This is a genomic window from Enterobacter sp. R4-368 (assembly GCF_000410515.1).
Classification (GTDB): Bacteria; Pseudomonadota; Gammaproteobacteria; order Enterobacterales; family Enterobacteriaceae; genus Kosakonia.
This window is the reverse complement of record NC_021500.1, coordinates 231,584-245,152: the sequence shown is the minus strand read 5'-3', so window position 1 is coordinate 245,152 and position 13,569 is coordinate 231,584. Positions and strand designations below refer to the sequence as shown.

17 protein-coding genes are annotated in these 13,569 nt (G+C 53.9%); 10 read left to right on the top strand and 7 right to left on the bottom strand.

The window, feature by feature from the left end; all coding sequences use genetic code 11:
• The first annotated feature begins 10 nt into the window (after positions 1-10).
• The 3 genes from trpB (at position 11) to H650_RS01165 (ending at position 3,408) form a co-directional block, all read left to right on the top strand.
• Positions 11-1,204: a tryptophan synthase subunit beta gene (trpB, locus tag H650_RS01175; RefSeq protein WP_016495858.1), complete on the top strand. Its 1,194-nt coding sequence runs from the start codon at positions 11-13 to the stop codon at positions 1,202-1,204.
• A complete protein-coding gene (gene trpA, locus H650_RS01170) occupies positions 1,204-2,013 on the top strand; it encodes a tryptophan synthase subunit alpha (protein WP_016495857.1) in 810 nt (269 codons plus the stop codon). Before trpB ends, trpA begins: the two co-directional genes overlap by 1 nt.
• 132 nt (positions 2,014-2,145) lie before the next feature.
• Entirely contained in the window at positions 2,146-3,408 is a 1,263-nt protein-coding gene (locus H650_RS01165; protein WP_044489638.1) for a chloride channel protein, read from the top strand.
• A gap of 259 nt (positions 3,409-3,667) precedes the next feature.
• Here the strand turns inward: H650_RS01165 and ompW are convergent, their stop codons facing one another.
• Complete coding sequence (gene ompW / locus H650_RS01160) at positions 3,668-4,303, bottom strand: outer membrane protein OmpW (RefSeq protein WP_016495855.1); 636 nt, start codon at positions 4,301-4,303, stop codon at positions 3,668-3,670.
• 281 nt (positions 4,304-4,584) lie between these two features.
• On the opposite strand from ompW, the gene H650_RS01155 reads away from it, so the two are divergent.
• From H650_RS01155 to yciA, 4 genes are all read left to right on the top strand, one after another.
• Complete coding sequence (locus H650_RS01155; protein WP_044489346.1) at positions 4,585-4,989, top strand: YkgJ family cysteine cluster protein; 405 nt, start codon at positions 4,585-4,587, stop codon at positions 4,987-4,989.
• 24 nt (positions 4,990-5,013) lie between these two features.
• Positions 5,014-5,757 carry a YciC family protein gene (locus tag H650_RS01150; RefSeq protein ID WP_016495853.1) on the top strand — a complete coding sequence of 248 codons (744 nt, stop codon included), beginning with the start codon at positions 5,014-5,016 and terminating at the stop codon, positions 5,755-5,757.
• Between the two features lie 51 nt (positions 5,758-5,808).
• Complete coding sequence (locus H650_RS01145; protein ID WP_016495852.1) at positions 5,809-6,351, top strand: septation protein A; 543 nt, start codon at positions 5,809-5,811, stop codon at positions 6,349-6,351.
• A gap of 100 nt (positions 6,352-6,451) precedes the next feature.
• Positions 6,452-6,850, top strand: coding sequence for an acyl-CoA thioester hydrolase YciA (gene yciA, locus H650_RS01140; RefSeq protein ID WP_017457174.1), 399 nt, complete (start codon positions 6,452-6,454; stop codon positions 6,848-6,850).
• A 28-nt stretch (positions 6,851-6,878) separates the two neighbouring features.
• Here the strand turns inward: yciA and tonB are convergent, their stop codons facing one another.
• Positions 6,879-7,598, bottom strand: a complete 720-nt coding sequence (gene tonB, locus H650_RS01135; RefSeq protein WP_044489344.1) for a TonB system transport protein TonB — start codon at positions 7,596-7,598, stop codon at positions 6,879-6,881.
• 220 nt (positions 7,599-7,818) lie between these two features.
• On the opposite strand from tonB, the gene H650_RS01130 reads away from it, so the two are divergent.
• On the top strand, positions 7,819-8,115 hold the full coding sequence (locus H650_RS01130; RefSeq protein WP_016495849.1) for a YciI family protein: 297 nt from the start codon (positions 7,819-7,821) through the stop codon (positions 8,113-8,115).
• Positions 8,116-8,307: 192 nt separating this feature from the next.
• Here the strand turns inward: H650_RS01130 and H650_RS01125 are convergent, their stop codons facing one another.
• From H650_RS01125 to H650_RS25605, 3 genes are all read right to left on the bottom strand, one after another.
• Complete coding sequence (locus H650_RS01125; protein ID WP_016495847.1) at positions 8,308-8,646, bottom strand: SMR family transporter; 339 nt, start codon at positions 8,644-8,646, stop codon at positions 8,308-8,310.
• An 18-nt stretch (positions 8,647-8,664) separates the two neighbouring features.
• Complete coding sequence (locus H650_RS01120; RefSeq protein ID WP_016495846.1) at positions 8,665-9,285, bottom strand: LysE family translocator; 621 nt, start codon at positions 9,283-9,285, stop codon at positions 8,665-8,667.
• A gap of 65 nt (positions 9,286-9,350) precedes the next feature.
• Positions 9,351-9,524, bottom strand: a complete 174-nt coding sequence (locus H650_RS25605) for a YciY family protein (RefSeq protein WP_017457170.1) — start codon at positions 9,522-9,524, stop codon at positions 9,351-9,353.
• A 140-nt stretch (positions 9,525-9,664) separates the two neighbouring features.
• On the opposite strand from H650_RS25605, the gene cls reads away from it, so the two are divergent.
• Together cls and H650_RS01110 are read left to right on the top strand one after the other, a co-directional pair.
• Positions 9,665-11,125 (top strand): cardiolipin synthase, encoded by a 1,461-nt coding sequence (gene cls / locus H650_RS01115; RefSeq protein WP_016495845.1) that lies wholly within the window; start codon positions 9,665-9,667, stop codon positions 11,123-11,125.
• Positions 11,126-11,155: 30 nt separating this feature from the next.
• Positions 11,156-11,485, top strand: coding sequence for an HI1450 family dsDNA-mimic protein (locus H650_RS01110; RefSeq protein WP_016495844.1), 330 nt, complete (start codon positions 11,156-11,158; stop codon positions 11,483-11,485).
• Between the two features lie 58 nt (positions 11,486-11,543).
• Here H650_RS01110 and oppF read toward each other — a convergent pair whose 3' ends face one another.
• Both oppF and H650_RS01100 read right to left on the bottom strand, forming a co-directional pair.
• Entirely contained in the window at positions 11,544-12,548 is a 1,005-nt protein-coding gene (oppF, locus tag H650_RS01105) for a murein tripeptide/oligopeptide ABC transporter ATP binding protein OppF (protein WP_016495843.1), read from the bottom strand.
• Positions 12,545-13,558, bottom strand: a complete 1,014-nt coding sequence (locus tag H650_RS01100) for an ABC transporter ATP-binding protein (protein WP_016495842.1) — start codon at positions 13,556-13,558, stop codon at positions 12,545-12,547. Before H650_RS01100 ends, oppF begins: the two co-directional genes overlap by 4 nt.
• Positions 13,559-13,569: the final 11 nt, after the last annotated feature.

Below are 13,569 nucleotides of genomic sequence, written 5' to 3'. Positions count from 1 at the left end.
AAAGAAGATAATGACGACACTACTGAATCCCTATTTTGGCGAGTTTGGCGGAATGTTCGTTCCGCAAATCCTGATGCCAGCACTGCGCCAGCTTGAAGAAGCCTTTGTCAGCGCACAGAGCGATGCCGAATTTCAGCAACAGTTTAACGATCTGCTGAAAAACTACGCCGGACGTCCGACCGCGCTGACCAAATGCCAGAACATTACTGCCGGTACGCGCACCACGCTTTACCTCAAGCGTGAAGATTTGCTGCATGGTGGCGCGCACAAAACCAACCAGGTGCTGGGTCAGGCGTTGCTGGCAAAACGCATGGGCAAAACCGAAATTATCGCCGAAACGGGAGCGGGTCAGCATGGCGTGGCCTCGGCGCTGGCGAGCGCCCTGCTGGGCCTGAAATGTCGCATTTATATGGGCGCAAAAGACGTTGAACGCCAGTCGCCAAATGTGTTCCGCATGCGCTTAATGGGCGCGGAAGTCATCCCGGTACACAGCGGTTCTGCCACGCTGAAAGATGCCTGTAACGAGGCGCTGCGCGACTGGTCTGGTAGCTATGAAACCGCGCACTATATGCTGGGAACTGCGGCAGGTCCGCACCCTTTCCCGACCATTGTGCGCGAGTTCCAGCGCATGATTGGTGAAGAGACCAAAGCGCAGATCCTCGAAAAAGAGGGGCGTCTGCCGGATGCAGTTATCGCCTGTGTGGGCGGTGGTTCGAACGCGATCGGTATGTTTGCCGATTTTATCGACGAAACCTCTGTCGGCCTGATTGGTGTCGAACCGGCGGGTCACGGTATTGAAACCGGCGAGCACGGCGCACCGCTGAAACATGGCCGCGTTGGCATCTATTTTGGTATGAAATCGCCGATGATGCAGACAGAAGAAGGCCAGATTGAAGAGTCTTACTCTATTTCTGCGGGTCTCGATTTCCCGTCAGTCGGACCACAGCATGCGTACCTCAACAGTACGGGGCGTGCCGACTATGTTTCGATTACCGATGACGAGGCGCTGGAAGCCTTCAAAACCCTGTGCCGCCATGAAGGGATCATTCCGGCGCTGGAATCCTCGCACGCCCTCGCCCATGCGCTAAAAATGATGCGCGAGAACCCGGACAAAGAACAGTTGCTGGTGGTTAACCTTTCCGGACGCGGCGACAAAGATATTTTTACCGTACATGACATCCTGAAAGCGCGAGGGGAAATCTGATGGAACGCTATGACAATTTATTTAAACAGCTGAGCGCGCGCAAAGAAGGTGCATTCGTTCCCTTCGTCACGCTGGGCGATCCGTCCCCGGAACAGTCGTTAAAAATCATTGATACGCTGATTGAAGCGGGTGCGGATGCGCTTGAGCTGGGGATCCCCTTTTCCGACCCGCTTGCGGATGGCCCGACCATCCAGAACGCCACGCTGCGCGCCTTTGCCGCAGGCGTGACACCGTCACAATGTTTCGAAATGCTGGCAACCATTCGCCAGAAGCATCCGACTATCCCTATTGGCTTGCTGATGTACGCCAACCTGGTTTTCAGTCGGGGAATTGACGAATTCTATGCCCAGTGCGCAAAAGTCGGCGTCGATTCTGTGCTGGTGGCGGATGTGCCGATTGAAGAGTCCGCACCGTTCCGCCAGGCGGCTTTGCGCCATAATATCGCGCCCATTTTTATCTGCCCGCCAAACGCGGACGACGATCTGCTGCGCCAGATTGCCTCTTATGGCCGGGGGTACACCTACCTGCTTTCGCGCGCTGGGGTCACGGGCGCGGAAAACCGTGCGGCGCTGCCACTGCACCATCTGGTGGAAAAACTTACCGAGTATCACGCTGCGCCCGCGCTGCAGGGCTTCGGTATTTCCGCACCGGATCAAGTTAGCGCTGCCGTAGAAGCAGGTGCCGCCGGGGCGATTTCCGGTTCAGCGATCGTGAAAATCATCGAGAAAAATCTCGCCAACCCAACGGCTATGCTGGCTGAACTGAAAGCCTTTGTGCAAAGCCTGAAAGGCGCTACTTTACCGCGTTAACCTCCCGCACCGCCTGTTGATTCAGGCGGTGCGCTTTCCTGTTTATCCCCATGTTTTCCTGACGCATTGTTAAAAGGTTCATATTTTCTGTGGAATAATAATCCTAAAAATTATGACACCGATAAAAACACCATGCGTGAGACCCCTGATTCTTGCTGGCAACGTCGCTGGCTGGCCCTGTTGTTGACCGGGCTGCTTTCCGGCGCGGCTGGCATGTTGATCGCCCTTCTGCTGCATGCCATCCAGCACCTCGCTTTTGGTTATAGCCAGCAATCGCTGATCGGCGGCGCACCATTTCTGCAGGGCGTAACGGATGCCAGCGCCCTGCGCCGTTTTGCTTCTCTTGCTGCCGCGGGTGTGGTGGCAGGCTGGGGTTGGTGGCTCCTGGCGCGCTATGCAAAAAAACGTGTCGGTGTGGTCGCTGCGCTAAAAGATGTTCAGCGCCCGATGCCTGCTTTCACCACCTTAACTCATGCGCTCTTGCAAGTTGTTACCGTGGCGATGGGCTCGCCGCTCGGGCGTGAAAGCGCACCGCGAGAAGTTGGTGCCCTGTTTGGCGGTGGGATCGCGCGGCATATCGGCTTAAATGCGCAAGAGACGAGGCTGGTGATCGCCTGCGGCGCAGGTGCCGGGCTGGCGGCGGTATATAACGTCCCGCTGGCGGGCGCGATTTTTACCCTCGAGGTGTTGCTGGTCACGATCAGTTGGGATGCGGTCATTGCCGCCATTGTCACCTCCGCTCTCGCTGCGTTCGTGGCATCGCTGGTACTGGGCAACGAGCGACAATATCTTTTTACCGCCCCCGCCGCGCACCTGTCCTTGATTATCTGGGCTACCTTGTCCGGCCCGTTGTTCGGCTATGCCGCCAGTCTGTTCCGGCGGATGACCAAAAACGCGCGCGCACAGGTGAAAACCAACTGGCAGATGCCGGTCTTCTGTTTTATCGCTTTTGCCTGTCTCGGCTTGCTCGCTATCTGGTTTCCGCAATTACCGGGCAATGGGCGCGGTCCGGTGCAACTCAGTTTTGGCGGAGGCGTTACGCTGCCGCTGGCGGCAATGTTGATCGGGTTGAAAGTGCTGAGTATCTGGATGGTGCTGCGCAGCGGAGCCGAAGGCGGCCTGCTCACGCCAGGTCTGGCGATCGGTGCCCTGCTGGGAGCGCTGATGTTCCTGCTGGTTGGGCAATTTTTCCCCGGTGGCAGTATGGCGGAATTCGCGCTGACCGGTGGCGCGGCTTTTCTCGCCTCGTCGATGCAAATGCCGCTCACTGCCATTGTGCTACTGATGGAATTCACCGGCATGGATTTCAGCTTTTTTGTGCCGTTGACACTCTGTGTTGCGGGTGCGTATATGACGTGCCGCTATTGCGAGTCGCGCGTTCGTTTACGGCGCTGAATGCGCCATCAGGTTTCTGATAGCTGCGCGAAAAAAATTAAACGCTGACATTCGTAATGCGTCATCTCGCATTTGGCCGCGCAACATGAGGTCTGGACAAACGAGGGTTTATCCCGTGGCTTACGGTGATCTTTGTGGTTGGTGCGCGTAGCGTGATGGCGCTGGGGAGCGGTTACATACGCTAAAAGAAAGCCGCATGGTGATATGGCATAGAAGTGCGTGGAAACTGGTTATTGTGAAACCAGTTTCCACAATACGCTTAAAAACGATAACCAGCAGAGAACATAAATACCCACGGATCCAGGCGAGTATGTACGCTTTGTTGCTCACCATTCGCTTTAAAACGCACATCCGTATCAATATCCATCCACCAGACTGACATGTTAATCAGCCAGTTGCGGTTGATTAAGTAATCCAGACCAGCTTGCCCCGCCACGCCCCAGGAGTCTTTCAGACTCAGATCCGACAGCCCGGCCGCTTTCCCGGTATCGTTAAATTTCTCATCAAAGAAAGTGGTGTAGTTTACGCCTGCCCCAAGATATGGGCGCAATTTGCTCTGTGAATCACCGAAATACCACTGCGCCATCAATGTCGGCGGCAGGTGGTGCACAGTGGCGATGTCGCCGGTTGGACCGGTGCCAACGCGGTGGCGAAACGGCGTCGCGGCCAGTAATTCAACGCCGATGTTGTCGGTCGCCATCCAGCTCATCGTGACACCAAGTTGGGTGTTATTGTTGACATTAAAACTGCCCAGAGCGCCTAAAACGTTATCAGAACCTTCCGTCGGACGTACCGTCGCAGAACCGGCTCGAATGAAAAACTCGCCAGCTTCATGCGCGTATACACCTGTAGAAAGACTACTCAGGATCAATGCTGCCACGGCTAACTTCTTCATATCCACTCCATGTTTAAGGTTTTTATCGCGCCGTGAATATACCTATAACTGAGTACAAAGTGATCCAACACAGATCACACTTGACCCCGTAATTTAACATTCATTGATCTGGGTTAATTTTCACTACTCGTTACACTCATTAACTTTTGTATTTAAATCAATTTCCGCTTTGTGAGGCGGTTAAAAAAATACCTGTTCGCCCATCTTGTGCGCGTTCTGCGGCAGCGATAATTTATTGGCCTGACAATTTATGTTGATGCGTGGTTAAGTGCAGGTGTGCTATGAGTGATGTGAATCCGTGCATGTCGTGCGGAGCCTGTTGTGCGTATTTTCGAGTCTCTTTCTATTGGGCTGAAGCGGATGACGCTGGCGGCCCTGTCCCGGCTCAACTCACCGAGCCGCTAACCCCCTTTCTGCGCTGCATGAGCGGAACCAACCAAAAGCAGAGCCGCTGTACGGCGCTGCAGGGTACGCCCGGCGAGTCGGCCAGTTGCAGTATTTATGCGAACAGACCCTCTCCCTGCCGGGAATTTGCGATGTCCGGCGAAGACGGAAAGGTTAATGAAGCCTGCGATCGTGCTCGCGCGCGCTACGGTTTAGCGCCTCTTTACAAAGATATGCTTTTCCATACAAGCAGCGATGCTGCCACTGAGAGTGTATTCGGGGTACAATTGCCCGCAATTTAACACCGCTATACTCAAGGAGAGTGCATGTCTATCACGGCGAAGTCCGTTTACCGTGACACGGGGAATTTTTTTCGTAATCAGTTCGTTACCATTTTACTGATCGCGCTGCTTTGTGCGTTTATCACGTTCTTACTTGGGAGCGCCTTTAAGCCCAGTGATGAGCAACTCTCCATTTTAAGTGAAGGGGATAATCTTGCAGGCAGCGTCGGGTTGTTTGAACTGGTGCAAAATATGACGCCGGAGCAGCAACAAGTGCTGCTCCGCGCCTCTGCGGCGTCGACGTTTTCCGGCCTTGTTGGCAATGCGATTCTCGCTGGTGGCGTGCTGCTGATGATCCAGATGATTTCTGCGGGTCAGCGCATCAGCGCGTTGCGGGCGATTGGTGCCAGCGCCCCACTGTTGCCGAAGCTATTTTTACTGATCCTGCTGACCACGTTTATCGTGCAAATCGGCATTATGTTTGTGATTGTCCCGGGCGTCATTCTGGCGATCCTGCTCGCTTTCGCCCCGGTGATACTGGTGCAGGATAAAACGGGGATTTTCGCTGCCATGCGTAACAGCATGCGTCTTGCCTGGGCGAATATGCGTCTTGTCGCTCCGGCAGTGTTAGGTTGGTTACTGGCGAAAACATTCCTGCTGCTGTTTGCCCATAACTTTGCGGTGTTCACTGTAGAAGGCGGCGAAGTGATTGCCAATACGTTGAGCAACCTGATTTCCGCAGCGCTGCTGGTTTATCTGTTCCGCCTCTATATGTTGATGCGTTCGTGATTGTTCCGGTTGCCCACATCTGTGGGCAACCCCTTATGATGGAATCGTAGAATGAAGCAGTTTCTTGATTTTCTGCCGTTAGTGGTCTTTTTCGCCTTTTACAAACTGTACGATATCTATGCGGCGACCACTGCGCTGATCATCGCGACCGCTATCGTGCTGATATACAGCTGGGTGCGCTATCGCAAAGTGGAAAAGATGGCGCTGATTACTTTTGTGCTGGTCGCGGTATTCGGCGGGCTGACCCTTTTCTTCCATAACGATGAGTTTATTAAATGGAAGGTGACGGTGATTTACGCCCTGTTCGCTGCTGCGCTGCTCTTCAGCCAGTGGGTAATGAAAAAGCCACTGATCCAGCGCATGCTCGGCAAAGAGATCGCGCTGCCGGAGGCCGTTTGGGGCAAGCTGAACATCGCATGGGCACTGTTCTTTATTTTGTGTGGTCTGGCAAATATCTACATTGCCTTCTGGCTGCCGCAAAATATCTGGGTGAATTTCAAAGTGTTTGGCTTAACCGCCCTGACACTGCTCTTCACCGTGCTGAGCGGTGTTTATATCTACCGCCATATGCCCGCGCAGGACGACAAATCCTGAGAATGAAAGCCAGGCTCTCGTGCCTGGCTTTTTTCTTTCCGAACGCCCCGCATTCGTAGTAGCATCCCGCCATAAATCCCTCATAGCAGAAGAGATAACAATGACAACCCTTCAGGACACTCCCCAGGGAGATCTTGTTTTACGCACATTAGCAATGCCAGCAGACACCAATGCCAACGGCGATATCTTCGGCGGCTGGTTAATGTCACAAATGGATATTGGCGGGGCAATACAAGCCAAGGAAATTGCGCATGGTCGCGTGGTGACGGTGCGCGTTGACGGCATGACTTTTCTTCGACCGGTCGCGGTGGGCGACGTGGTGTGCTGCTATGCACGCTGCGTTAAACGGGGCAACACATCAGTGACGATTAATATTGAAGTGTGGGTGAAGAAGGTCTCATCCGAGCCAATTGGTCAGCGCTATAAAGCAACGGAAGCGCTGTTTATTTACGTCGCAGTGGATAATGAAGGTAAACCGCGCCCGTTACCGCAGGCATAAGAAAAAAGCCTCCTTACGGAGGCTTTTTTTATTCCATTGAGGCACCGCCGTTCAGGCGGAACACAATATTCACAATTAATCCCGAACCCGGTTTCCCGGACTCATAACGCCACTTGCGCATTGCCGCTTTTACTTCACGCTCGAACATATTCGCCGGTTGCGCCGACAATACTTCAACGTTCTCAACACGGCCATCTGAGGTGACGTCAAATTTCACTTTTACCCGGCCTTCGATGCGCAGCGCTTGCGCGCGGGCCGGATACTGCGGCTGATTGCGACTCAGCGCGCGCGGGCCGGCAGGAACAGCCGGTGCTGGCTGGGTTGTTGCCGACGGCGTCGGATTCGCGACCGGGCGTGCGGGCGCATTATTCTGGAACGGCGAGGCCGGTTGCGGCGTTACCGGTTTGACTTCGCGCTTCGGCTGCTCGACCTTTTTCTCCGGTTTTGGTTTTGGCTTAGGTTTTGGCTGCGGTTTGGGCTTTTCAATCACCACTGGCGCTTCTTTCGGAGGCTCAGGAACGGGTTCCGGCTCGGACTCCGGTTCAACCACCGGCTCCGGCGGTTGAGCAACCTGGGGAGGTTCCAGATCGGCAGGCGAAACCATCGTTACCGTAATAGGCTGCGCGGGCGCAGGAAGTTCAACGACCTGATGTACCGATGTATAGAGCAGACCCGCCACGACAGCACCGTGAATACCGATGGACAATAGCGTCGGCCAGGGAAAGCGGCGAGGTAAATCGAGGGTCATTGAAGTCATAATCGTGTCAGTTAAAAAACCAGAGCTAGATTTTAAATGCAAATAGCAATCATATTCAACAAGCCATCGCATGCGCAGGCCATTTAGTCGGGTAAATGAGTAAAAAAAACCGCATACTTTGCATGGCTGTTATCGCATTGTCATCTTTACATTGCAGTCGTTTCACCTTTCACATAGGGTATGGCTTTCTTATCTGTAAGGAGTTCTGCCCGTGCTGTACGTTATTTTTGCTGAAGATATTGCTGACTCGCTCGAAAAACGTTTGTCTGTGCGCCCTGCCCATCTGGCAAGACTGCAACTGCTGCACGATGAAGGCCGCCTGCTTACGGCTGGCCCAATGCCGGCTGTTGACAGCAATGATCCGGGAGCGGCGGGTTTCACTGGCTCGACGGTGATTGCTGAGTTTGAATCGCTGGAAGCGGCGAAGTCCTGGGCAGAAGCCGATCCCTACGTCGCTGCCGGGGTTTACCAGAACGTAACGGTGAAGCCGTTCAAAAAAGTATTCTAAAAAGAAAAGACCCGCCACGGCGGGTCTTTTATATTACAGGCGGCTTCAGAACCCGGCAGCATTTCACATCCGGCTGGTGAGTTGATCGCCTGTGCAAATCGCGGCGTATTAACGAACTCACCCGCAACCAACATATACCCGCTTCCTGCGGTATATATAGACAGGCAGAACGCCAGGTCGGGTTTTTATTATTTAATGCCCAACGCTTTTGGAAAAAAGATTAATAATCACCACCCCGGCGATAATTAACCCCATTCCCATGATTGCCGGCATATCCAGTTTTTGCCCGTGTACAAGCCAGCCAGCAAGACCTATCAGCACAATACCTGCACCTGACCAGATGGCATAAATCACCCCGGTAGGCAAAGTGCGCATCGTAATTGTCAGGCACCAGAATGCGATGCAATACCCGGCGATACTGATAATAGCGGGTAACAAACGGGTAAAGCTGTCGGAAGATTTCAGCGCCGTGGTGGCAATCACTTCCATCACAATGGCAATACTGAGAAAGATAAAGGCTTCTTTATTCATATGGGTTACCGGACAATATTAACGTTTACTCAGCGCCAGACGGGTGGCAAACAGCAAAAAGACCATGCCCGTGCAACGATCCATCCAGCGTATGACTTTTTCTTTACGCAGGAATGACGCCAGCGGGCGCGTGGCAGAAATCAGTAGCGTCGACCAGCAGGTGCCCAGTAAAAGGTGAATAAAAACCAGGCCAAACGTCCACGCGATCGGCGGTTGCCCCTGCGGAATAAATTGCGGCAAAAATGAGACATAAAAAATGCCCACTTTCGGGTTAAGTACGTTGCCGAACATCCCTTTGATAAACCAGTTCTGCGATTTCGTATCGCTTGCGTCTACCGCCGCAAACGATCTGCGCGGGCGCAGCAACATGTTCATGCCCAACCAGCATAAATAGGCAGCACCGCAATATTTCAGGATATTGTACGCCAGCTCAGAGACTGCGATCAGTGCGCCCAGACCAAACGCCACCATTGCGCCCCAGATAAGGCAACCGGTGTTGATTCCCATCTGTGCCTTGAAGGCCTCTTTGCGCCCCTCAACGGTCGCGGTGCGTAGTATCAGCGCCGTGTCCAGCCCCGGTGTTAATGTCAAAAGCGTGGCGGCGAAGGTAAAAGCCAGCAGACTATCCATTACCGACATACGACAACTCCCTCTTTAGCACTAAGTCCAGAAACGATCGCGGGCACCTTTTCGGTGCCCGGATATTAAAGATCGTAAATAGCGAATAACAGCACATTACGATGACGGTTTACGCCACATTTCCTGATGGCGTGGATGCGCATATTGCGTCGTGATTGCGCTTCCAGCCAGCGCGCTTTACGGCGGCTCATCTGCCGCAGCATACGCCAGCGCCCCACTTCCGTTCGACTACGCTTCATTTTTACAACTCAAAACTTAACAGAAACGCCATTATAGTCCGTCAACTTCGCCAGGCCAGCGCTTTTCGGCGTTTTTATTTGCCAGATGAATGCGGATGCGTACACTCATGAAATACGGTTTTTAAAAAGGATTTTTATCTATGTCCGCTTTTTACACGGTAATGAGTTGGCTGATTGTCCTGGGTTACTGGCTACTGATTGCTGGTGTAACACTGCGCATATTGATGAAGCGCCGCGCGGTCACCTCTGCGATGGCGTGGTTATTGATTATTTACATCCTGCCGCTGGTTGGGATCATCGCCTATCTTTCCCTGGGTGAGCTGCACCTTGGAAAACGTCGCGCCGAGCGTGCCCGCGCTATGTGGCCTTCGACTGCCAAGTGGCTGAATGATCTGAAAAATTTCAAGCATATCTTTGCCACTGAAAACAGCGGTGTGGCGTCGTCTCTTTTCAAGCTTTGCGAGCGACGTCAGGGGATCGCCGGGGTTAAGGGCAACCAGTTGCAGCTACTCACCTCAACCGATGATGTCATGCAGGCATTGATCCGCGACATCCAGCTCGCCCGCCACAATATTGAGATGGTGTTTTACATCTGGCAACCCGGCGGAATGGCGGATCAGGTGGCCGAATCGTTAATGGCCGCAGCGCGCCGCGGCGTACACTGTCGGCTGTTGCTGGACTCTGCCGGCAGCGTGGCGTTTTTCCGCAGCCCGTGGGCAACCATGATGCGAAACGCCGGCATTGAAGTGGTCGAAGCGCTGAAAGTGAATTTAATGCGTGTTTTTCTGCGCCGCATGGATTTACGCCAGCACCGGAAAATCGTGTTGATAGATAATTACATCGCCTACACCGGCAGTATGAATCTGGTTGATCCGCGCTTCTTTAAGCAAGATGCTGGCGTCGGTCAGTGGGTCGATTTGATGGCGCGCATGGAAGGTCCGATCGCTACGGCAATGGGGATTGTTTACTCTTGCGACTGGGAAATTGAAACCGGAAAACGCATTCTTCCCCCGCCGCCGGACGCCAACATCATGCCTTTTGAGGAGGCCAGCGGCCACACCATTCACACCATTGCTTCCGGGCCTGGTTTTCCGGAAGATCTGATCCATCAGGCATTGCTGACCGCTGTCTACGCCTCGCGCGAATATTTAATTATGACCACGCCCTATTTCGTGCCCAGCGACGACCTGCTGCATGCGATTTGTACGGCTGCTCAGCGCGGTGTGGACGTGAGTATTATTCTGCCGCGCAAAAACGATTCGCTGCTGGTCGGCTGGGCCAGTCGGGCATTTTTTGGCGAGTTGCTGGCCGCAGGCGTAAAGATTTACCAGTTCGAAGGCGGTCTGCTGCATACCAAAAGCGTGCTGGTGGATGGCGAACTGAGCCTCATTGGTACTGTAAATCTGGATATGCGTAGCCTGTGGCTGAATTTCGAAATCACGCTGGTGATTGACGATGCCGGTTTCGGTGGCGATCTGGCGGCCGTACAGGATGATTACATCTCCCGCTCCCGCTTACTTGATGCGCGATTGTGGGTAAAACGGCCGTTCTGGCACCGCATTGCTGAACGACTGTTTTACTTCTTCAGTCCGTTGCTGTAAAACGTGCCCAACAGACGCGAAGAGGTAATCATGGAAATGGATCTGAATAATCGCCTGACCGAAGACGAAACCCTTGAGCAGGCTTACGACATCTTCCTCGAACTGGCAGCGGATAATCTCGACCCGGCGGACATCATTCTTTTCAACTTACAGTTTGAAGAGCGTGGCGGCGCTGAGTTGTTTGATCCGGGCGAAGACTGGCAGGAACATGTGGATTACGATTTAAACCCGGACTTCTTCGCTGAGGTGGTCATTGGCCTTGCGGATACCGATGGCGGCGAGATCAATGACATCTTCGCACGCGTCTTACTGTGCCGCGAAAAAGATCACAAACTTTGCCATATTCTCTGGCGCGAATAAGCGCGGAAAGAGAAAAGAAAAAGGGCTGACAGTTGTCAGCCCTTTTTATATGCGTGGATTATAGCGGGTCGACTTTCAGGCAGGAGACCGCATGACGGAAGCTGCCCTCCAGCACCGGACGTGTCTGCGCGCACTCAGGCCCGGCAATCGGGCAGCGAGTACGGAACACGCAGCCCGACGGCGGGTTGATTGGTGACGGCAAATCCCCTTCCAGCAACTGTATCGTCTTGTTCTTTTCCCGATCCGGATCCGGAACCGGCACCGCCGACATCAGCGCTTTGGTATATGGATGCAGCGGGTTCTGGTACACCTCGTCATAAGTGCCAAGCTCTACAGCATGGCCGAGATACATCACCAGCACACGGTCGGAGATATGCTTAACCACCGCCAGGTCGTGGGCGATAAAGATTAGCGACAGCCCCATTTCACGTTGCAGTTGCTGCAGCAGGTTAACGACCTGCGCCTGGATTGAAACATCCAGCGCGGAAACCGGCTCATCACAAATGATCAGTTTCGGTTCGAGGATCAGCGCGCGGGCAATACCGATACGCTGACACTGGCCACCGGAGAACTCATGCGGATAGCGGTTAATCAGGTTCGGCAGCAGTCCCACTTTCATCATCATCGTTTTAACGCGATCGCGCACTTCCTGGCGCGACATTTTCGGATGATAGGTGCGCAGCGGTTCGGCGATGATTTCACCGATAGTCATACGTGGGTTCAGTGATGCCAGCGGATCCTGGAATATCATCTGGATATCGCTGCGCACGTCGCGCCACTCTTCCTGCTTCATGCCCAGCAGATCTTTACCCAGCCAGGCCACTTTTCCGTCGGTGGCTTTCACCAGGCCAATAATGGCACGGGCGAAAGTCGACTTGCCGCAACCGGATTCGCCCACCACACCGAGGGTTTCCCCTTCGTACAGACGCAGCGTAACGCCATCAACCGCTTTCAGGGTTTTCGGCGGTTGCCAGAACCACTGCTTGCCATCTTTGATGTCGAAATGCACCTTTAAATCGGCGATTTCCAGCAGCACTTTTCTCTCATCAATCGCGGTATTCATACCAGTTCCTCCACCGATTTAAAGCAGGCGCGCAAACGGCCCGGGGCAAACTCCTCCAGCGGTGGAGTACTGTTACAGATTTCCATCGCGTGCGGGCAGCGCGGCTGGAACGGGCAGCCTTTCGGCAGACGCAGCAGGTTCGGCGGGTTGCCAGGAATGGTCAACAACGCTTCGCCTTCCGTGTCGAGGCGCGGTACGGCATTCAACAGGCCGATAGAGTACGGATGCGATGGTTGATAGAACACATCGCGCGCTTTGCCATACTCCATGGTACGGCCAGCGTACATCACCAGCACTTTGTCACAGATACCAGCAACAACGCCCAGATCATGGGTGATCATAATGATTGCGGTGTTGAATTCGCGTTTCAGCTCGTTCAACAGGGTCATGATCTGCGCCTGTACGGTCACGTCCAGCGCAGTGGTCGGTTCATCGGCGATCAACAGTTTTGGCCGGCATAACAACGCCATTGCGATCATGACACGCTGGCGCATACCGCCGGAAAACTCATGCGGATACATGCGCATGCGTTTACGTGCTTCCGGCATTTTCACCGCGTCGAGCATTTTTACGGACTCTTCAAATGCTTCCGCTTTGTTCATGCCTTTGTGCAACATCAGGACTTCCATCAACTGCTCACCCACGCGCATATACGGGTTCAGCGAGGTCATTGGGTCCTGGAAAATCATCGAGATCTGCTCTGCGCGCAGTTTGTTCAGCGCCTGCTCCGGCAGGTTAAGGATCTCTTTGCCGTTGAACGTCGCCGAGCCGCCAATGCGCCCGTTCGCCGCCAGCAACCCCATCAGAGCAAACGCCGTCTGGGATTTACCGGAACCCGATTCACCCACGATACCCAGCGTTTCACCGGCACGCAGCGAGAAGTTCAGGTCATTCACCGCCGTGACGTCGCCATCCGGGGTCTGGAAGGTCACACGCAGATCTTTCACGTCCAGCAGGAGATTGGATTGCTGCTGCGTCGCCGACGCGAATGAGGTTTCAGTTATGCTCATAACAGCACTCC

Bases quoted from the DNA above. Each gene is read 5' to 3' on its own strand.
- oppF (WP_016495843.1), bottom strand. From the start codon at position 12,548: ATGAATACCGCGATTGATGAGAGAAAAGTGCTGCTGGAAATCGCCGAT.
- tonB (WP_044489344.1), bottom strand. From the start codon at position 7,598: ATGACCCTCGATTTACCTCGCCGCTTTCCCTGGCCGACGCTATTGTCC.
- yciA (WP_017457174.1), top strand. From the start codon at position 6,452: ATGACAACCCTTCAGGACACTCCCCAGGGAGATCTTGTTTTACGCACA.
- trpA (WP_016495857.1), top strand. From the start codon at position 1,204: ATGGAACGCTATGACAATTTATTTAAACAGCTGAGCGCGCGCAAAGAA.
- H650_RS01145 (WP_016495852.1), top strand. From the start codon at position 5,809: ATGAAGCAGTTTCTTGATTTTCTGCCGTTAGTGGTCTTTTTCGCCTTT.
- cls (WP_016495845.1), top strand. From the start codon at position 9,665: ATGTCCGCTTTTTACACGGTAATGAGTTGGCTGATTGTCCTGGGTTAC.
- H650_RS01125 (WP_016495847.1), bottom strand. From the start codon at position 8,646: ATGAATAAAGAAGCCTTTATCTTTCTCAGTATTGCCATTGTGATGGAA.
- H650_RS25605 (WP_017457170.1), bottom strand. From the start codon at position 9,524: ATGAAGCGTAGTCGAACGGAAGTGGGGCGCTGGCGTATGCTGCGGCAG.
- H650_RS01110 (WP_016495844.1), top strand. From the start codon at position 11,156: ATGGAAATGGATCTGAATAATCGCCTGACCGAAGACGAAACCCTTGAG.
- H650_RS01120 (WP_016495846.1), bottom strand. From the start codon at position 9,285: ATGTCGGTAATGGATAGTCTGCTGGCTTTTACCTTCGCCGCCACGCTT.
- H650_RS01165 (WP_044489638.1), top strand. From the start codon at position 2,146: ATGCGTGAGACCCCTGATTCTTGCTGGCAACGTCGCTGGCTGGCCCTG.
- H650_RS01155 (WP_044489346.1), top strand. From the start codon at position 4,585: ATGAGTGATGTGAATCCGTGCATGTCGTGCGGAGCCTGTTGTGCGTAT.
- trpB (WP_016495858.1), top strand. From the start codon at position 11: ATGACGACACTACTGAATCCCTATTTTGGCGAGTTTGGCGGAATGTTC.
- ompW (WP_016495855.1), bottom strand. From the start codon at position 4,303: ATGAAGAAGTTAGCCGTGGCAGCATTGATCCTGAGTAGTCTTTCTACA.
- H650_RS01100 (WP_016495842.1), bottom strand. From the start codon at position 13,558: ATGAGCATAACTGAAACCTCATTCGCGTCGGCGACGCAGCAGCAATCC.
- H650_RS01150 (WP_016495853.1), top strand. From the start codon at position 5,014: ATGTCTATCACGGCGAAGTCCGTTTACCGTGACACGGGGAATTTTTTT.